The organism is Mucilaginibacter sp. NFR10 (assembly GCF_900100445.1).
Classification (GTDB): Bacteria; Bacteroidota; Bacteroidia; order Sphingobacteriales; family Sphingobacteriaceae; genus Mucilaginibacter; species Mucilaginibacter rubeus.
Genome location: NZ_FMTV01000005.1, coordinates 431,705 through 449,720 on the forward strand (window position 1 = coordinate 431,705; position 18,016 = coordinate 449,720).

Here is an 18,016-nt window from a genome sequence, read left to right on the forward strand (position 1 = left end):
TAGTTTTTTTATCTTCTCTGTAGAGACGCATCACATGCGTCTCCGAATATGCAAATCTTATTATGTTTGCTCGTCCTACGTTTTTTTAATCCCTCAAATTTTTAATCTCATCCGGGTCAATGGTTTTATATCGCCGGTAAACATTCAGGACGATGGCCAGCGCAACCGCTGTTGTAGCCGCTGCCAGCACAATTGCAAACAAGGCGAACACCTGTCCGCCGTTATTCAGCTTATCATATTTACCAAAAGCTACCAGGTTTAAAATGGCAGCATTCAGCATCAGTTCAATACCTATTAATACTTGTATCGAGTTACGTTTGGATACAATCATGTACATGCCTGTACAAAACAGTAACGCACCTACCAGTAAAAAATCGGTTAACGTGATCATGCCCTGCCCTCCTTACGTGATAAATGTGCCGCACCTACCAAAGCCATCAGCAATAAAACAGAAATGGCCTCAAAAGGCAGCAGATAGGTGGTCATGAGGTTAACGCCTATATTATCTATAGTTGAAGAGGTTGGCATTATTTCATTTTTTTGCGCGATGGATTGTTTTACCCATGGCAGGTTATCAGCATCGGCTTTAACAATAATGTTTACAATCACCGCTAAAAACAGCACAGCCAATATGACCGCCGGTACTTTAGCCATATTAATGAATTTCCCTTTCTGCTGTTGGATCACATTCAATGTTTCCCGACCGGAGAGCATAAATGCAAAAAGGATTAACACCAAAATGCCTCCTACATAAATTACCACTTGAGTTACGGCAACAAAATCGGCAAGGGCAATTACATACAAACCAGCTAATGCAAACAAGGTCACAAAAAATATAAAAATACTCCTGACCAGGTTTTTACTTAAAGCAGCATATAGGGCCGAGCTAATTGCGATAAAGCTCATTACATAAAACAACACCCGCATCAACGTCATGCCCCACCCTCCTTTTGTTTCATGGCGGCTAATTTGGCAGCCTGTTTTTCGGCCTGTTGTTTGTCAAAAAGGGCACGCTTTTCGGCGGCATCTTCGGGCGTCATATCCGAAAACTGGTAAACCAGATCGCTTAGCTGAAAAACTGTTTTATCATACTGATTAGTCATGGTAATGCATTCGGTTGGGCACACGATGGTACATAAGCCGCAATACATACATTTGGCCATATCAATATCAAACTTGGCAGCATATAAACGCTTGGTTGTACCGTCGGATGTTTGGCCGATCGCTTCCGTAGCCTTGATCGATTCAATATCAATACAATTAACCGGGCAAACCTTGGCGCACAAATCGCACACTATACAGTCATCCATTTCCACATCCAACTGATACCGGCCCACTTCGGGTACCGGCAGTTGTTGCTTAGGATATTGGATGGTATTTGTGCCATGCTCCAGTTGCTTAAAGTAATTACTATCGCTCACGGTTACAATCTCCCTTTTGCCGTTACCCGCAAAGAGATGCCGGATGGTAAGGCTTAAACCTTTCCACGCCGTTGTAAACGCTTTTATTACTTTCTGAACCATGATTTTTAGGATTTTAGGATGCTCAGGATATTTCCTTTACTACTGCTAATCCTTGTTTCTTATTATTCAATTAATTATAAAACTTAATTCTTTTAAATCCGAAATCGAACATCCGACATCCGAAATTAAAAATCACATCAGCCACAACCTCCATACACCCGATATCAGCATACAAGCGAAAGCCACCGGGGTCAATACTTTCCAGCAAAGGTTCATGAGCTGGTCAACCCGCAAGCGGGGTAATGTCCACCTGATCCACATTTGAACACCCACCAGGCCTAATGTTTTTAATACTACCCATAATATCCCCCAAGGCACATTGGTAGTCCATGTTGCCAATTTAACGCCGCCTATGTTGGGCAGCGGCGTATTCCAGGCACCTAAAAACAATATTACTGCTATCATGGATACCAGGAACATCATCGAATATTCGGCCAAAAATACCAGCGCGAAGCGAATCCCTGTAAACTCGGTATGGAAACCGGCTACCAATTCAGACTCCGCCTCCGGAATATCAAAAGGCGCACGGTTACTTTCAGCCAGTGAAGCTATAAAATAGATCACAAATGCGATGAGTAAATGAGGTGCACGGAATATGTTCCAGCTAAAAAAACCGCCTATTTGAGATACGTCCCAAAAACCAGCGAATTTAACTTTTTCCGTCGCCAGGATCCCCTGCTGGGCCGAAATCACCTGCAAATCCAGCGTTTGTGCTATCATCACAACAGCTATAATGGCAAAACCGGCAGGGATCTCATACGAAATGATCTGTGCTGCCGAGCGCATAGCGCCCAGGATAGAGTATTTGTTATTTGATCCCCAGCCTGCCATCAGGATGCCCAATGTTTCGATGGAAATAATGGCGAAGATATAATACAGGCCGATATTAGTCTTTGAAGGGATAAGCCCGGGGGCCCAGGGTAGCGCGGCGAAACCGAGGTATACGGCTATGAATATTACTGCCGGAGCCAACATAAACAACCATCTATCGGCAGCTGCCGGGACGATCAGCTCTTTCTGAAGCATTTTTAAAATATCGGCCAGCGTTTGCAGTGAACCATATTTTCCTGTTTCCGTTGGACCGAGCCTGTCTTGTATAAACGCTGATATTTTACGCTCGGCATATACACCGAATAAAGCGAAAAAGGCCGAAAAACTGAACAACCCGATTGCTGCAATAAAATATGTAAAATAATAGTTCAACAGGAATATTTGCTTAAGGGTGCAAACTTACTAAATGTTGAGTTATTTAGAATGATTAAATTATATATTAAGTTGATAGGAGAACCATGATTTACCTGATTTAAGGATTGCCTGATATATCAACGCCTGAAGCTCTGTATCATGATCATCCTATAACCATAGAAATCACGGTTCAACACTTCACCAAATCATTTGCCGATATAAACGTTGATTTTACCGGGGCCGAGAAGAACAGCGAAGCATGATGGTCAAAATCGGCAGTATCATCGGTAGTGGTATAAAACTTATTTTCGCCGTTCCGACTAAGCTTTTGCTCAATTTCGGGGTGGCGGTTTAAATAACTAACAAGGCTTTTAGCCACGATATCGCCCTGCCCTATAACATTAATGCGTTCGGGCAAATGTGCTTTTATTTTGTCCTGGATAATAGGATAATGTGTGCAAGCCAACAAAATGGTATCGATGTTGGGCGATTGTGCCATGATTTGGTCCAGGTACAGCTGCACAAAAAAATCCGCACCGGGTTTATCGTATTCCCCGTTTTCAATTAACGGCACCCAAAGCGGACAGGCCTGCTGGTAAACTTTTATGTCGGGGAAAAAATTCTGGATCTCCAGCAGGTATGAGCCAGACTGAACAGTGCCCTTTGTACCAAGCACTCCAATCTCTTTGGTTTTAGTATAATCGCCAATAACCTCGGCCGTAGGGCGGATAACACCCAATACCCTTTTCGACGGATCATCTATCTGTTTAAGGTCCTGCTGCTGAATGGTACGTAATGCCTTGGCCGATGCCGTATTACACGCCAGGATCACTAAGGGGCATCCCTGGTCAAACATCCACTGCACACATTCCCAGGTATACTGGTGTATGGTGCTGAATGAGCGGTTGCCGTAGGGTGCACGGGCATTATCGCCCATATAAATATAATCATAGCCGGGCAGCTGCTCAATAATAGAACGAAACACCGTTAGCCCGCCATAACCCGAATCAAAAATACCAATGGGTTGATTTGACATACACAAACATAAAAAAAGCGCCCCGTAATTACGGGGCGCTTTTGTATAATTTACTTAAAGGTGATTTTATTTTAAACCCAATTTCAATTTCACGGCAGCCATCAGATCGTCGCCTGCAGGAGATACGATCATGCTAACCTGTGATGAATCCAATACATAAGCGTAACCTTTTTCTTTAGCTACCGCTTGTACAGCCTGGCTAACTTTATCAATAATGGGTTTGCCTAATTCTTGTTTTTTAGCATCAACTTGTTGCTGAGCATTGTTTTGGTAATCGTTCATGCGTTTCTGAATATCCTGCAATTCAGAAGTTTTTGCTGAACGGGCAGCATCTGTCAAAGTTGAACCGTTTTTTTCCAAATCGGCACCCTTGGTTTGTAACTCATTGTTCATAGTAGTTAACTGATCAATGAATGTTTTTTGATAGGCCTGTAATGTTGTAGAAACAGTTTTAGTTTCAGGCATCTGGTCAATAACCTGGCTAAAATTAACATAACCTATTTTTGTTTGCGCTTTAGCAAAACTACCCACGAACAACATACCTGCTGCAACTAAGGCGACTTTAAATAGTTTTTTCATTTTGTTTTGTGTCCTGTGTTTAATAATGGATAATAATTATCTGTTTGTTTTTGTAACGTGTATCAGCAAATTACTCATGAACTAACCTGGGGAGAGCTTACAATGAACAGGAACATTTGACAGCTACCCTTACCCGGCTAAAATAACAATGTGTAATTTAAATGGCAAACATAAAAAAAGCGTCCCGTTTAATCAGGGCGCTTTTTTTATGTCTTTTGTATTTCTTATTTCAAACCTAATTTTAATTTCACAGCTGCCATCAGGTCATCAGCATCAGGAGATACCAATAAGGTGATCTGTGATGAATCTAATACGTAAGCATAGCCTTTTTCTTTAGCTACAGCCTGTACTGCCTGGGTAGCTTTATCAATAAGCGGTTTACCTAATTCCTGCCTTTTAGCATCAACCTGTTGCTGGGCATTGTTTTGGTAATCATTCATACGTTTTTGAATATCGGTAAGCTCGTTTTCTTTAGCAGTACGTACAGCATCGGTCATGCTTGCCCTTTTTGACTGGTAGTCCTGGCCTTTTGTCTGGTACTCATTATTCATTGTAGTAAGCTGATCAATAAATGTTTTTTGATAAGCCTGTATCGAAGCAGTTACAGTTTTAGTTTCGGGCATCATATCAATCAGCTGATTGAAGTTGATGTGGCCGATCTTAGTCTGAGCATTTGCAAAGCTGCCCGCAAATAACAAACCTACTGCAACTAAGGCAACTTTAAATAGTTTTTTCATTTTCCTTTTTCTGTGTTTAAATAATAGTTCGATTTATTTTAATTCAAATTATTTAGCAAATACCCCGGGTTTTAGTCCTAATCTGGTTATAACATCCGCGCTTTTATCATACCGCGGGTTAGCATATAACATAATAACCTCGCTGTTTTTATCAAAAATCATATCCAGGTTATCGCCTTCGGCAATTGCTTGTACAGCTTTAGACACTCTATCCTGAATTGGTTTAATCAGCGCTGTGCTTCTTTGTGAAAGCTCGCCATCCGGACCAAACTTCTGGCGTTGAAAATCTTTCGCGGCCTTTTCTTTATCAACAATTTCGGCCTCACGGCGTTTTTTCATATCAGGGGTCATCAGCACCTGGTCGGCCTGATAAGCTTTATACAGGCGGTCAATTTCCTGAAAACGGCCATCAACTTCCTTCTGCCACTGATCAGATAATGCAGCTAATTGCTTTTGTGATGAGGCATATTCGGGCATGTGCTTTAATATATACTCCGAATCAACATAAGCAAAACGTTGCGCATAAGCGCCTGCAAAAGCAGTTAACGTTAAAAAGGCCACTAAAATTATCTTCTTCATATATTCGGTACGCAAATTAATTAAATCCGCCGGATAAACTCTGAGAAATTGTAAAATGGAACTGGCCTTTATTAGCATCCGGTTGTCCCGGTATTTTGTCAAAGCCATAACCATAATCTAACCCCAGTAAGCCAAATATAGGCAAAAATATCCTTGCGCCCACACCTACCGAACGCCTTACGTTAAACGGATTAAACTGGCTAAACTGGTTCCATGCGTTACCGCCTTCGGCAAAGGCCAGCAAGAAAATCGTTGCCGACTGGCTTGCAATAACCGGGTGGCGAAGCTCCAGTGTGTATTTATTGTAGATCGCACTACCTGTATTATTATTTTGAGTTTCGTTTGAGCCTTCAGGCACTATCGAGAAGTTTTGGTAACCACGTAAACCGATGATCTCGCTACCCTGTAAAAACTGATAGCTCTGCATACCGTCGCCACCTAATTTAAAGCGTTCAAACGGTGATGGGCCAACCTGGTGATTGTACTGGCCAAGGAAACCAAACCTTACCTGCGACATCAATACAAACTTACCTACCAGTTTTGAAAACCATTGCGCATCATATTTAAATTTATAATACTCAACAAAATGGTAACGTTCTTCCGGCGTAGCTATCTTATAGTTTATATTGTTAAACAACGAGTATGGCGGCGTAGCCTGTACAGTAAATTTAATATTTGAACCCTGTGTCGGGAAGATAGGCGCGTCAACAGAGTTACGGGTAAGCTCCTGGGTTATCTTGATGTTATACGAGGTACCGTTAGTGAACAGGTAATTACTATAATTGTCAAGGTTGTAGTGGTCAAGGTTAAGTGAATAGTTTAACTGGAAATAGTTATCAGGCCATTTTAAACGTTTACCCAATGTAACCCCAATACCATTAATACGCAACTTATTATAGTAAGGACTTGATTTTGGATAGTACTGACCAGTTGAGCTTCCCTGCGTATAAGCCGACAATGCGAAGTAGATTGGCTTCTTACCGCCTAACCATGGCTCCGAAAATGTGAAAGAGAAGTTTTGATAAGTACGACCGCTTGATTGTCCCCTTAAGCTCAGTTTCTGACCATCGCCTTTTGGCAGCGGCTTGTAAGCTTTAAGATGGAAGATATTACGGATAGAGAAGTTATTAAAGGTTAAACCCAATGTACCTACCAACTGGCCGCCACCAAAACCACCCGAAAGCTCGATCTGGTCTGAAGGTTTTTCAACTACGTTATAAACCAAGTCAACAGTACCATCCTGCGGATTGATATTGGTTGGTTTAGGTTCGGTTTTTTGCTCGTCGAAGTTGCCCAACTGGCCTATTTCACGCGCACTGCGGATCAGCAGGTCTTTGTTGAATTTTTGACCGGGCTTAGTCTGGATCTCACGCATTACCACCTTATCGTTGGTAACGTCGTTACCTTTTAACATAACGCGGTTAATAGTATACTGAGGGCCTTCATAAATCCTCACATCAACATCTACAGTGTCATTATAAACCCTTGTTTGTACCGGATCCGCATTAAAGGTTAGATAACCGTCATTAAGGTATAACGACGAAATATCATCATTGCCCGGAGTTGGGCCGCTTAAACGTTTGTTCAGCTCGTCTTCGCTAAACACATCGCCTTTTTTAACATGGAGGATCCTGTTTAACAGGTCGGTATTATATTTGGCATTGCCCGAAAACCTAACATTGCCAAAGTAATATTTAGGGCCTTCGTATACCTTAAGTTTTACATTTACGGTTTCATCGTCATGCTTCCACACAGAATCACTCAGGATCTCGGCATCACGGTATCCCCTGGCCTGCATTTTTTCAACCAGGTTTTGTTTATCTTCTTCGTATTTATCCTGTTTAAATTTCTTTGAACCAAATAGGTTATACCATTTACGTTTACGGGTTTTACTTAAAAATCCGCGCAACGTACCTGTTTTAAATGCTTTGTTGCCTTCAAAAATAACGTCGTTAATTTTAACCTTGGTCTTTTTATCAATGGCAACATCCAATATAACACTGTTAACATCCCCCTGATCCTTGCGTTGGGTAATGGTAACGGTAGTGTTTAAGAAACCTTTTTCGTTAAAATGCTTTTTAATGATAGCAGTTGTTGTGCTGATGAGGTTTTCATTTACGATCTTGCCTACACGGTCGTTCAATTTTTTCTGAACATCTTCAATTTCGCCTTTGCGGATGCCGGTTAAGTGCATGCGTGATAAACGCGGACGCTCCAATACGGCAATCTCCAGGTAAATCGTATCCATATTAATTTTGGTGATGTTTAACTGAACATCATCAAATAAGCCCTGTTGATATAAGGTTTTAATTACCTCGGCATTACGCTCGCCAGGCAGGTTGATACGATCGCCTTTGGTTAATTTGGATAACTGGATCAGGATGTCTTTATCAAGATATTTTGCGCCACTAACAGAAATGCCACCAATAATATAATCTTTAGGATTAAGATAACTTAAACTATCAGCCGGTATCGATTTTGTAAGCGTAGGCCTCGGCCCATTGGATATCTGGGCGAAAGCCGTAGTAGCCAAAACCGAGAAAAGAATAGCAAAAAGAAATTTATACATTCGAATATTTTAGTGGGCTAAAAATAATTTATACAGTTGTTAAAATTTGTTAAAAGTAAAAATTTAGTTCACCTGCTCACTTGTTAAGCCAAAACGGCGCTCGCGTTTCTGGAAATCGATCACTGCTTCATACAGGTCTTCTTTCCTGAAATCGGGCCATAATTTGGTTGTAAAATACAACTCGGCGTAAGCAATCTGCCATAATAAATAATTACTTATACGGTATTCACCGCTGGTTCTGATCAGCAGTTCGGGGTTTGGCATATCGCCTGTAAAAAGGTTTTGTTCAAAAACCTCTTCATTAATATCTTCCGCATTCAACTCGCCGTTTTTTACCTTTATGGCTATATTTTTTGCGGCCCGTACAATTTCGCGGCGCGAGCTATAGCTTAAAGCAAGCGTAAGCACAACACCGGTATTACCGGCTGTTGTTTCAATAGCGTTATTAAGTTCGCGAAGGCATTTTTCGGGCAATGTGTCCAGATCGCCGATGGCATTTAGCCTGATGTTGTTCTTCATAAAGCCGGGAACCTCTTTATGAATAGTGGTTACCATTAACTCCATAATAGCCATAACCTCCAGCTTAGGGCGGTTCCAGTTTTCGGACGAAAATGTATATAAGGTAATATATTTAATACCTAATTTATCGGCCCCCTCAACAACATCCCTAACAGATGTTACACCGTTGTGATGGCCAAATATTCTTAATTTGCCTTTCCCTTTTGCCCAACGCCCGTTGCCATCCATAATAATAGCTACGTGCTGTGGTAGTCTCGACAAATCAATCTGATCCAAATAATCCATATTACTCTTTATCAAAAGCCACCCTGTACAAACACACCTGTGTAAAATTTTTCATCAATACTATGGTCTGCGATATTCGGTTGTTAGACTAATCAATTATTAATTACCTGCATCTGCCATTTTTGTCACGCAAATTGACGGATTTTTCAGGGTACAAAGGTAAAACTTACTTTGTATTTTTTTAGTATCCCGCGTTAAAAGAAAATGTTATTGCGAATAATATATTAAAACTGCCTAAACAGCCATCAAAACCATGATTTTTCATAATATTTGGTTTAAAGCTCAAAAAAATAAAAAAGCCGGCAGCCATTATCTGCCTGATAATGAAAGCTGCCGGCCTCAAAAAACCGCCTGTAAATTTGCTTACAATTGCGTTACACTTTTATATTCCTTTTTGTTTAAGCGCGTCAACATCGGCGGGCATAATATCAACTATAGCGTATTGCTGAATGCCGGTAATAGCCAGCTCATCAAGCGTACTCACCAAATTGCTGTATTGTGATTTATCGCTTGGTTTTACCAATACTATCATGCTTTTGCCCGAGCCGTCGTGTACTTTTTTATTGGTTTCGATGATGGCCCTGCGAATGCCATTGGCTGAAAAATCGGTTACCGAAGGTGCAATGATCGGATTTTTAAGCTCGCCCAGAAAATACATGGCCTTATTATTTTTGCCCAAAACAACAGTCAGTGTTCGGCTTGCCGGAACCGGCATTCCGTCACCGCCGTCATCTGGCATAGCCAAATCCATAGCTTTTGGTTTAGCCAGCGTGGTGGTCATGATAAAAAAGGTAATAAGCAGGAATGCCAGATCGACCATTGCAGTAAGATCAACGCGGGCGTTTATTTTTTTGCGTTTGTGCTTTCCGCCGCCATTTTGGGGAGATGAGTTTAATTCGGCCATGATTTTAAAGATTTTAGGTTAATAATCAATTATAATACTAAATTTCAAAATACAATATAAAAACAGAATTAAATATTGTATTTTTAATTTAAAACGAATTAAATATTGAATTATTATCTAAAGAGACGCAATAAACCCACAACCCTTATTGCTGGCCTGATGTAATTAGAAATAGCAGTTTGCTGTTACAAAAGTAAATGAGATTGTAAAGTTAAGGAAGAAGTAGGTATCATGCGATTTAAAGTCGCCGCGCTGAGAACCAACGGTGCCAATATAATTGCCGGTTTTTTCGCCCGAACGATCAGAGAGTAAAGCGCCGGTCGTGGTCATTTTGCTTTTATCAGCATATACACCGCTTACATCATCCAGGTAATCTGTAAATGCATAGCGGTAACCCATATCGGCCATAACTGTAAACTTACCGGATAAATTATACTTGATACCTAAACCATAGGGGATTACGACGGTGTTATTGCCATAAGGCTTAGCCTGGCCTTCGGTTTTTAGCTGCCTTAAGCTAATCTCACGACCGTCAAAATCCTGTGCACGCGGCGCGTAAGATGCAACGCCAATACCTGTAAATATATAAGGTGTGTATTTGTTTCGTCCGGCATCGGGGATATAGTTCATAAAGTTAAACTCGCCAATAAGACTTACCTCCCGCAATTGATCTTTAAAGTTAAGATTACGATCACGAAACTGCTGGTAGCCGGACCGGTTATCATAAGCCGATATATTACCAACACCAATATTCAGTTTAGCTGAAAAATAGCCATTAAAATTTCTTTTACCAAAGATACCCGCCGAAACGCCGCTTATTTTAACAGGGTTATTGGGGTTAAGATCACCTATGTACCCCGCACCGCCTATCGATCCGCCTATTTCCCAGGTTTGGGCCTGCAGATGATAAGTTAAAAACAAGAATATGGCAAAAAGTAAAAATTTAGGCATTAATCAAATTTAGTAATTACGGGCATCAAGGCCCCAAAGCAGTTTATTCCTTAACGTAGTTAAATAGCTTTCATTACTAAGGCGAATTAAATTTAACTGAAAACTGGCTTTTTGAACATGAAACTTAACTGTTTGATCTAAAACTTCCGTCCGCGAATCGCAGGAGATGATATAATTAGCGCTGCGGCTTTCCACCTCAAAACAAAGCTTACTGGTATCAGGGATCACTATAGGCCGCACGTTAAGGTTGTGAGGTGATACCGGGGTTACCACTATGCTGTTTGACTGCGGGAAAATGATAGGCCCTCCGCAGCTTAATGAATAAGCTGTTGAGCCGGTTGATGTTGAGATGATAATACCATCACCCCAGTATGAATTTAAAAACTCATCGTTCAAAAACACGTGCGTTATGATCATGGCGGCATCATCGCGTTTATGGATGGTTACATCATTAAGGGCAAAATTATTGCTTCCAAAAACATTGGGGTTCGAATCAACAGTAAGGAGCTCGCGGCAATCGCAGGTAAACTGCCTGTTCACCACGGCATGAATGGCTGCCGTAATATCACTTTTATTAACACTGGCCAAAAAGCCCAGGCGGCCAAAGTTAATACCAATAACAGGGATCCCCGAATCGCGAATCAAGGTAACCGTATCAAGCAGGGTACCATCGCCTCCAAGCGTTATAAAAATATCAATAAAGCCTTTTAAGGTTTCAGCGGGGCGCAACACTTTATATTGCACTGTGGTTAGTTTATCCTGCAAATATTCGTGGAGTTGCTGGTGTACATAAATATCAACGCCATGCAATGCAAGGTTATCAAAAACCTGCTGTATAAAAGGTAAAACAGATGGCTCATTAAACGGCCTGCCGTAAACTGCTATTTTCATTTTTTAAAAAAGCGAATATCGAACTTTGAAAGTACATTAATTGCAGCAAGGCATAAATAATTAATACCGGCATAAACTAAACCCTACAATCCATCCATCATACATTTTTCTTATAATGGTAAATTGTGCACTATTGTTTGCTTATATTTCCTAATAAAGCCATTTTAATTGCTTTAACAGATAAATAACTTCAAAGTAAAATAATTAAGTTTAACTATTTTGGCCTACCTTACCAATATTTAAACAACGGTTATTTTATTGATGGATAAAACTTTTACCCAAAAACTATCGGATATACAGTCAATAGCTGATGACCTTCCTTCTGCATTAATAATTCATGAGGTTGAAACGCTGCAGATAGTGTATATGAACAGTGTAGGCCTCGATATACTGGGTACCACGCTCGGCGAACTGCAGGCCATGGGCCCTGAAACATATCACCTGAAATATTTTAACACTGAAGACAGCGACGAGTACGTACCTAAAATTTTGCACCTGATAAAAAGCAAAACACAGGAGCAGGTATCCTACTTTCAGCAGGTACGTGTACCTGATAACCCGGAGTGGCAATTGTTTGTGAGCAATACCAAGGTTTTTGCACGCAATGAAGCAGGCGATGCTACATACATGCTAACTATAGCCAGCAGGCTTGATCCTGTGCATCATATCACCACCAAGGTAAATCGGCTTATGAATGAGATCGCTTTTTTACGCCATAATAACCTGTTATTTTTAACACTTACACGGCGCGAAAAAGAAATTCTGAAATATATTGCCATGGGAATGAGCTCGGCGGAGATCAGCGCGAAGCTGTTCATTGCCCCGGCTACGGCCGAAACGCACCGTAAAAACATCAAGAACAAACTGCACCTGAAAAATAATTATGATGCAGTGATGTTTGCGCAGGCTTATAATTTGGTTTAAGTTTTAAGTCAGTAGTCTTAAGTTTTAAGTCTCAATATTTGGTAAAATAATCCACGATATCGACTTAAGACTTTAGGCCCAGGACTTAAAACTTCCGACTTAAGACTACAAATTAAGGTAATTCATGAGCGAATCATACCTATCGCGGGTGGTATCGTTGATATCGGTATGATTAAAGGTAGCTTTGATATCATACTCATACCGAAGAAAGCTGGCAGTTATGGCCGAAATATCCTGCTTGTTAACCTTAAGGGTAACTTCCATCCGGGTTGAATCGGGAAAGGACTGAACATAGGAGCTCAGGATCTGCGCGTTGTCTGACTCAACTATCTGCGCCATGTGCGCAAGCGAATTATTTTTATTATTGATCTCCAGTACAATAATGCCTCCCGGTTGCGATACTGAAGTTATTTTTGCGAAATATTCTGTAATGGCGTTAATAGATATCAACCCAAGATAGTTGCTTTTTGCGTCAAGCACCGGTACAATGGTAAGCTGCTGCTCATAAAACAGGCGGATAACATCATAAATATGCTGATCTTCCAGCACGTAGGGATTAACCAACGAAAGGGCCAGCGCACCTATGGGTGTTTGATAATCACTTTCGGCTATCAGGTCATCCTCGGCAAGCAAACCTAAAAACTGCTCTTCATTTACAATAGGCAAATGCCTGAGGCGAAACTCAATCATACGGTCAAGCACTTTCTGAATGGTGTCAGAAGTGTGTACCGGCGGTATTGAGTCAGCTATCAGGTCAAGTGCTATCATCTATGCATTTACTTTGGTTTCTAATTTAGCTAAAAACTGTTTAAGTAAAGTATTAAATTCTTCAGGGTGCTCCATCATAGGGGCGTGTCCGCATTTATCAATCCAATGAAGTTCCGAATCGGGCAGCAGTTCATGAAATTCAACAGCTACCTCGGGCGGGGTGATCTTGTCATTTCGTCCCCATATCAAAGATACCGGGATAGTGATCTTATGCAGATCTTTTTTCATATTATGCCTGATGGCTGATTTTGCCATGGCCAGCAAGCGGATCACCTTATGCCTGTCGTTAATGGTCTGAAAAACATCAAGCACCAACTCATCGGTGGCAATAGCCGGATCGTAAAATGTAAATTGCACTTTTTCGCGCACAAAATCTATACTCTCCCTGCGCGGGAAAGAGCCGCCGAAAGCATTTTCATATAAGCCCGAGCTACCGGTTAAAACAAGGGCCCTGATGTTTTCGGGATGCGTGGTTAAATAAACTAATGCCACATGCCCGCCAAGCGAGTTACCCAATAAGGTAATATTGCTAAGCTTTTTAAACTTTATAAACTTATGTACAAATTTCGATAAACTTTTTACCCCGGTACTGATCAGCGGCATGTCATAAACAGGCAGCATGGGGATAATAACCCTGTATTTTGATTTAAACTCATTAATAACACCATCCCAATTGCTCAACGCCCCCATTAAACCATGCAGCAGTAACAGCACCTCTCCTTCGCCCTCATCGATGTAACTAAAACCGTGTTCCTCTTTAAGCACGAACTCCATATAAAATATTAAAAATTAATTTTTCAAACTTATCTTATACCAAAATCGCTTTCAGTACAAATTCCTGTTATTCCGCTGTAAAATTAGTTTATTACGAACGACATTTAGCAAGTATAGTAATTATTTACCAATGTAGTAATGTTAAGCTTTTATTAAACAAGATTAACATTAACACAACATTACGCAAAAAAGCGCTGTATTAATTAAATGGTAAAAACTTAACCCAATAACTGTTTAACCACCTCTGATATTGTTTTACCATCGGCCTTGCCTGCAAGCTCTTTACTGGCCATACCCATTACGCGGCCCATATCTTTTACGGATGTAGCACCTAACCTGCCAATAAGCTCTTCAAGGTAGCCTTCAATTTCAAACTTGCTCATTTGTTGCGGAAGGTATTCTTCAATAACCAGCATTTCGGCTATTTCCACCTGGTACAGGTCGTCGCGGTTTTGCTCCTTATAAATATCGGCCGATTCCTTACGCTGTTTTACCAGCTTTTGCAATACTTTAATTTCAGCATCCTCGGTTAGTTCATCGGCAGCGCCTTTTTCGGTTTTAGCCAAAAGCAATGCCGATTTGATGGCACGCAACCCCTGTAAACGATCTGCCTGCTTGGCAAGCATGGCCAGTTTAATGTCCTGGTCTATTTGTGTAATTAATGACATATGTTTTATGTTAGTCCGGAAGTCCGATGTCGGAAAGTCCGGAAGTTTTTCGTTTTAGTCCGGAAATCCGATGTCCGAAAGTCCGAAGGATTTGTTTGGTTAATAAAGCAGCCTTGTCTTACTTTCGGACTTTACTGACTTTCCGACTTCAGACTTCCCCTCTACCCCCTAAATATCGTACCTGCGTTAGCTTGTGCTGTAGGCATGATCACGAGGTCGTTAATATTAACATGAGCCGGTCGTGATGCAATGAACCAGATGGTTTCGGCCACATCTTCGGCCACCAATGGTTTAAAACCATCATAAACTTTTTTGGCCCTTTCCTTATCACCCTTAAAGCGCACCTCCGAAAACTCGGTTTCCACAGCCCCCGGATGTATCGCCGTTACCTTAATGCCATGGGGTAAAAGGTCAATCCGCATACCTTTATTTAAAGCATCAACTGCATGTTTGGTAGCGCAATATACATTTCCGTTGGCATAAACTTCCTTACCGGCAATCGACCCAAGGTTTATAATGTGCCCCTTACCATTTTCTATCATCCAGTTTGATACCACCCGGCTTACATACAGCAGGCCCTTAATATTGGTATCAATCATGGTTTCCCAATCATCGATACTGCCTTTTTGAATGGGGTCAAGCCCCTGGCTTAAACCGGCATTGTTAACCAATACCGTCACTTTCTTCCATTCGGCCGGCAAAGCTTCCAGGCTGTTGATGGTATCCTCCCGGTTGCGCACATCAAATGAAGAAACCGCAACCTCAACATTATATTTATCATTCAGGTTTTTGGCCAACTTTTCCAACCTTTCTAACCGGCGACCGGTCAATACCAAATTATATCCCTCACGGGCAAAAACGTGCGCACATGCCTCGCCAATGCCGGCGGTAGCTCCTGTAATTAAGGCAATCTTACTCATAGGTATTGATAACTATAAACAGCGAAATTATGTTTTTTAGTTTAAAATATTGTCGGTTGGGAGTAAGGATGTTTTTGAAGGAAGGATTTTACTCACCCCATCATTGCGTTGAAAACGCAAACCCATTTTTCGCACTCATTATAAATGAGCGCGAGATTTAGGAGGCCCCGTCATCCTGAGCTTCAGAGTCCATGGATTTAATCACTACCCATGACAAGATAAAAAATGCGGTTTTTCGCAGCAGATCAGCTTCGGGTGAAAACGAGTAGAACGATGCTGGGCGGTGCGGCTGCAGGGGCATAGCAAGTTTTTGCAGAAGCAGAGGCATTGCGTACGAATCGGGGCAAAATAATTGCAGCCGTGGTTCTGTTCGTTTTGCAGGGTGAAGGCCGCGCCGATGGCTATGGGGCCAGGTTGTGCGCAAAGAAGCCTCTCTGCTGCAAGCCTTTTTGGTTACTTTTGTGGCGACAAAAGTAACTGGCCCCGCGCGGTCAGGAGCGCGACGATGTAAGTCAAATACTAATGAAGCCCGTTACCAGCCTGTCGGGGATTGCTTCATTCCTTACAGCAATCATGTGACGCAGATGTCATTTTACCTTCAGAGGCCACCGGATTTAAACACTCAGCATGACACCGTTTTTTAATATGTTTAAGTATCTTCCTTACTCAAAAATCAAACTAAACATAATCGTATGTAAACCCAACCTGCTGAGGGGCGCCGAGTAGGGGTTATACTCGCGCATCAGCACATTGCCTAACGAATTGGAGATCTTAATCTCGGGCGAAAGCTTAAAAAATTCAAAATAAATATCACAACCCACGCCCGCCTCATACGAGGCAAAGCCACCTACGTTTTTAACCAGCTTCTCCGAAAGGTCAAGGTTGGCATCCGCGTTTTTCTTAGAGCCTATGGCCTGGGTATATTTCAGACCGCCTACAACATAAGCCCTGAAATCGCCCAGCCTATCTGATTTTAATTTCAATTGCAGGGGAATGTCAACCGAAGTGGTTTGTATTTTTTTATCCACATCTTCCGAGGGATCGACATAAGAATAATGCAAAACCCTGTCGGCAAAAATTAATGAAGGTGTGGTGCGTACCTCAAGGTGCTCAGTGATCCTGTACCGGGTCAAAAAACCTACTCCGAAAGCCGGTGAACTTTTTGAGCTGATGCTGTTAAGCGGCCCTTTAACCTGCACACCGTTCTCATCTAAAAACGCGTTGCGAAAATTGGGTTGATTGACGATCTTAAAATCGGTGCTTACATACGTGAAACTGAAGCCAAAGCTCAGATCCTGCTGATCGGCACCGCCACCCCATGCAGGTACATGCTGAGCAAACAATAAATTGCTGCTAAAAATAAGTACAACTACAAGCAGGTAACGGTTTATAATCATTTAATACCGGTGTATATTGAACAGATACCAAACGTTAAAGGCCGGCATTTGGTATTCTTAAAGCCTACTTTATCCATCAAACCCACAAAAGCCCGCCCATCAGGAAAAGCAGCTACCGACTCGGGCAAATAGCTGTACGCCCTTGCATCTTTGCTAAACAATTTACCAATCCCCGGGGTAATATAGCTGAAGTAAAAATTATACAACTGCTTTACCGGGAATACTTTAGGCTTTGAAAACTCAAGCACCACCACCTTCCCTCCGGGTTTTAGCACCCGGATTATATCAGCAAGGCCTTTTTCCAGGTTTTCAAAATTACGTACACCGTAGGCAACCGTAACAGCGTCAAACTCCGCGCCCTCAAACGGCAGTTTTTCCGAATCGCCAAGTTTTACAGCAAATTTATCGCTTAAACCCCGTTTTGCTATTTTTTGCTCCGCGATGTCAAGCATCCCCCTTGAAATATCTACACCAATAATTTTTTCAGGTTTCAGGATAGATAAAGCCTCAAAAGCAAAATCGCCGGTACCGGTAGCAACATCAAGTATCAGTTTGGGTTTATCCTTCTTTAATTCGTTAATGGCCTTTTTACGCCAGATGATATCAATACCAAGCGACATGAAATGGTTAAGGAAATCATAGGTTTTTGATATATTGTTGAACATATCTGCCACCTGTTCTTTTTTGGTAGCCTGCTCGTCATGGTACGGTGTTATGGTTTTGCTCATCGCGGGCAAAGATAATGATTGTATACCGAATGCATTAACACTAACACGGGTGAAAAACGAATACTGAAACAGGGCTGAC

General features: G+C 41.6%; 20 protein-coding genes. 1 reads left to right on the forward strand and 19 read right to left on the reverse strand.

Annotation, left to right across the window (positions count from 1 at the left end; all coding sequences use genetic code 11):
* Positions 1-85 precede the first annotated feature (85 nt).
* From nuoK to BLP33_RS18780, 13 genes are all read right to left on the reverse strand, one after another.
* The gene (gene nuoK / locus BLP33_RS18720) at positions 86-391 is read right to left on the reverse strand and encodes an NADH-quinone oxidoreductase subunit NuoK (RefSeq protein ID WP_090531905.1); all 306 of its coding nucleotides are present in this window, start codon (positions 389-391) and stop codon (positions 86-88) included.
* Positions 388-906, reverse strand: coding sequence for an NADH-quinone oxidoreductase subunit J family protein (locus tag BLP33_RS18725; protein ID WP_254780198.1), 519 nt, complete (start codon positions 904-906; stop codon positions 388-390). The genes nuoK and BLP33_RS18725 overlap by 4 nt, the downstream gene beginning before the upstream one ends.
* Positions 907-932: 26 nt before the next feature.
* Positions 933-1,523, reverse strand: a complete 591-nt coding sequence (locus tag BLP33_RS18730) for a 4Fe-4S binding protein (RefSeq protein ID WP_090531910.1) — start codon at positions 1,521-1,523, stop codon at positions 933-935.
* Between the two features lie 132 nt (positions 1,524-1,655).
* Entirely contained in the window at positions 1,656-2,726 is a 1,071-nt protein-coding gene (gene nuoH, locus BLP33_RS18735) for an NADH-quinone oxidoreductase subunit NuoH (protein WP_090531912.1), read from the reverse strand.
* Between the two features lie 172 nt (positions 2,727-2,898).
* Positions 2,899-3,744 (reverse strand): glutamate racemase, encoded by an 846-nt coding sequence (gene murI / locus BLP33_RS18740; protein WP_090531914.1) that lies wholly within the window; start codon positions 3,742-3,744, stop codon positions 2,899-2,901.
* 66 nt (positions 3,745-3,810) lie between these two features.
* On the reverse strand, positions 3,811-4,323 hold the full coding sequence (locus tag BLP33_RS18745; protein WP_090531916.1) for an OmpH/Skp family outer membrane protein: 513 nt from the start codon (positions 4,321-4,323) through the stop codon (positions 3,811-3,813).
* A 224-nt stretch (positions 4,324-4,547) separates the two neighbouring features.
* Complete coding sequence (locus BLP33_RS18750; protein WP_090531918.1) at positions 4,548-5,060, reverse strand: OmpH/Skp family outer membrane protein; 513 nt, start codon at positions 5,058-5,060, stop codon at positions 4,548-4,550.
* A gap of 48 nt (positions 5,061-5,108) precedes the next feature.
* The gene (locus tag BLP33_RS18755; RefSeq protein WP_090532069.1) at positions 5,109-5,639 is read right to left on the reverse strand and encodes an OmpH/Skp family outer membrane protein; all 531 of its coding nucleotides are present in this window, start codon (positions 5,637-5,639) and stop codon (positions 5,109-5,111) included.
* A 16-nt stretch (positions 5,640-5,655) separates the two neighbouring features.
* Positions 5,656-8,208 (reverse strand): outer membrane protein assembly factor BamA, encoded by a 2,553-nt coding sequence (gene bamA, locus BLP33_RS18760; protein WP_090531920.1) that lies wholly within the window; start codon positions 8,206-8,208, stop codon positions 5,656-5,658.
* Between the two features lie 63 nt (positions 8,209-8,271).
* Positions 8,272-9,012 carry an isoprenyl transferase gene (locus BLP33_RS18765; protein WP_090531922.1) on the reverse strand — a complete coding sequence of 247 codons (741 nt, stop codon included), beginning with the start codon at positions 9,010-9,012 and terminating at the stop codon, positions 8,272-8,274.
* Between the two features lie 382 nt (positions 9,013-9,394).
* A complete protein-coding gene (locus BLP33_RS18770) occupies positions 9,395-9,916 on the reverse strand; it encodes an ExbD/TolR family protein (protein ID WP_090531923.1) in 522 nt (173 codons plus the stop codon).
* A gap of 165 nt (positions 9,917-10,081) precedes the next feature.
* On the reverse strand, positions 10,082-10,867 hold the full coding sequence (locus BLP33_RS18775) for a type IX secretion system protein PorG (protein ID WP_090531925.1): 786 nt from the start codon (positions 10,865-10,867) through the stop codon (positions 10,082-10,084).
* 9 nt (positions 10,868-10,876) lie between these two features.
* Positions 10,877-11,758, reverse strand: coding sequence for an NAD kinase (locus tag BLP33_RS18780; RefSeq protein ID WP_090531927.1), 882 nt, complete (start codon positions 11,756-11,758; stop codon positions 10,877-10,879).
* A gap of 261 nt (positions 11,759-12,019) precedes the next feature.
* On the opposite strand from BLP33_RS18780, the gene BLP33_RS18785 reads away from it, so the two are divergent.
* On the forward strand, positions 12,020-12,682 hold the full coding sequence (locus tag BLP33_RS18785) for a response regulator transcription factor (RefSeq protein ID WP_090531929.1): 663 nt from the start codon (positions 12,020-12,022) through the stop codon (positions 12,680-12,682).
* 105 nt (positions 12,683-12,787) lie between these two features.
* Here BLP33_RS18785 and BLP33_RS18790 read toward each other — a convergent pair whose 3' ends face one another.
* The 6 genes from BLP33_RS18790 to ubiE all read right to left on the reverse strand — a co-directional run bounded on the left by BLP33_RS18790 (position 12,788) and on the right by ubiE (position 17,937).
* A complete protein-coding gene (locus BLP33_RS18790; RefSeq protein WP_090531930.1) occupies positions 12,788-13,450 on the reverse strand; it encodes a CBS domain-containing protein in 663 nt (220 codons plus the stop codon).
* Entirely contained in the window at positions 13,451-14,224 is a 774-nt protein-coding gene (locus tag BLP33_RS18795; protein WP_090531932.1) for an alpha/beta fold hydrolase, read from the reverse strand.
* A 218-nt stretch (positions 14,225-14,442) separates the two neighbouring features.
* Positions 14,443-14,892: a GatB/YqeY domain-containing protein gene (locus BLP33_RS18800; RefSeq protein ID WP_090531934.1), complete on the reverse strand. Its 450-nt coding sequence runs from the start codon at positions 14,890-14,892 to the stop codon at positions 14,443-14,445.
* 161 nt (positions 14,893-15,053) lie between these two features.
* Positions 15,054-15,812: an SDR family oxidoreductase gene (locus BLP33_RS18805; RefSeq protein ID WP_090531936.1), complete on the reverse strand. Its 759-nt coding sequence runs from the start codon at positions 15,810-15,812 to the stop codon at positions 15,054-15,056.
* A gap of 662 nt (positions 15,813-16,474) precedes the next feature.
* On the reverse strand, positions 16,475-17,209 hold the full coding sequence (locus BLP33_RS18810) for a type IX secretion/gliding motility protein PorT/SprT (protein ID WP_090531938.1): 735 nt from the start codon (positions 17,207-17,209) through the stop codon (positions 16,475-16,477).
* Complete coding sequence (ubiE, locus tag BLP33_RS18815) at positions 17,206-17,937, reverse strand: bifunctional demethylmenaquinone methyltransferase/2-methoxy-6-polyprenyl-1,4-benzoquinol methylase UbiE (RefSeq protein ID WP_175490059.1); 732 nt, start codon at positions 17,935-17,937, stop codon at positions 17,206-17,208. Before ubiE ends, BLP33_RS18810 begins: the two co-directional genes overlap by 4 nt.
* Positions 17,938-18,016: the final 79 nt, after the last annotated feature.

Coding starts and splice junctions, on each gene's coding strand:
- murI (WP_090531914.1), bottom strand. CDS start 3,744: ATGTCAAATCAACCCATTGGTATTTTTGATTCGGGTTATGGCGGGCTA.
- nuoK (WP_090531905.1), bottom strand. CDS start 391: ATGATCACGTTAACCGATTTTTTACTGGTAGGTGCGTTACTGTTTTGT.
- BLP33_RS18795 (WP_090531932.1), bottom strand. CDS start 14,224: ATGGAGTTCGTGCTTAAAGAGGAACACGGTTTTAGTTACATCGATGAG.
- BLP33_RS18805 (WP_090531936.1), bottom strand. CDS start 15,812: ATGAGTAAGATTGCCTTAATTACAGGAGCTACCGCCGGCATTGGCGAG.
- bamA (WP_090531920.1), bottom strand. CDS start 8,208: ATGTATAAATTTCTTTTTGCTATTCTTTTCTCGGTTTTGGCTACTACG.
- BLP33_RS18780 (WP_090531927.1), bottom strand. CDS start 11,758: ATGAAAATAGCAGTTTACGGCAGGCCGTTTAATGAGCCATCTGTTTTA.
- BLP33_RS18800 (WP_090531934.1), bottom strand. CDS start 14,892: ATGTCATTAATTACACAAATAGACCAGGACATTAAACTGGCCATGCTT.
- BLP33_RS18810 (WP_090531938.1), bottom strand. CDS start 17,209: ATGATTATAAACCGTTACCTGCTTGTAGTTGTACTTATTTTTAGCAGC.
- BLP33_RS18730 (WP_090531910.1), bottom strand. CDS start 1,523: ATGGTTCAGAAAGTAATAAAAGCGTTTACAACGGCGTGGAAAGGTTTA.
- BLP33_RS18770 (WP_090531923.1), bottom strand. CDS start 9,916: ATGGCCGAATTAAACTCATCTCCCCAAAATGGCGGCGGAAAGCACAAA.
- BLP33_RS18745 (WP_090531916.1), bottom strand. CDS start 4,323: ATGAAAAAACTATTTAAAGTCGCCTTAGTTGCAGCAGGTATGTTGTTC.
- BLP33_RS18775 (WP_090531925.1), bottom strand. CDS start 10,867: ATGCCTAAATTTTTACTTTTTGCCATATTCTTGTTTTTAACTTATCAT.
- BLP33_RS18790 (WP_090531930.1), bottom strand. CDS start 13,450: ATGATAGCACTTGACCTGATAGCTGACTCAATACCGCCGGTACACACT.
- BLP33_RS18750 (WP_090531918.1), bottom strand. CDS start 5,060: ATGAAAAAACTATTTAAAGTTGCCTTAGTTGCAGTAGGTTTGTTATTT.
- BLP33_RS18765 (WP_090531922.1), bottom strand. CDS start 9,012: ATGGATTATTTGGATCAGATTGATTTGTCGAGACTACCACAGCACGTA.
- BLP33_RS18725 (WP_254780198.1), bottom strand. CDS start 906: ATGAGCTTTATCGCAATTAGCTCGGCCCTATATGCTGCTTTAAGTAAA.
- BLP33_RS18785 (WP_090531929.1), top strand. CDS start 12,020: ATGGATAAAACTTTTACCCAAAAACTATCGGATATACAGTCAATAGCT.
- ubiE (WP_175490059.1), bottom strand. CDS start 17,937: ATGAGCAAAACCATAACACCGTACCATGACGAGCAGGCTACCAAAAAA.
- BLP33_RS18755 (WP_090532069.1), bottom strand. CDS start 5,639: ATGAAGAAGATAATTTTAGTGGCCTTTTTAACGTTAACTGCTTTTGCA.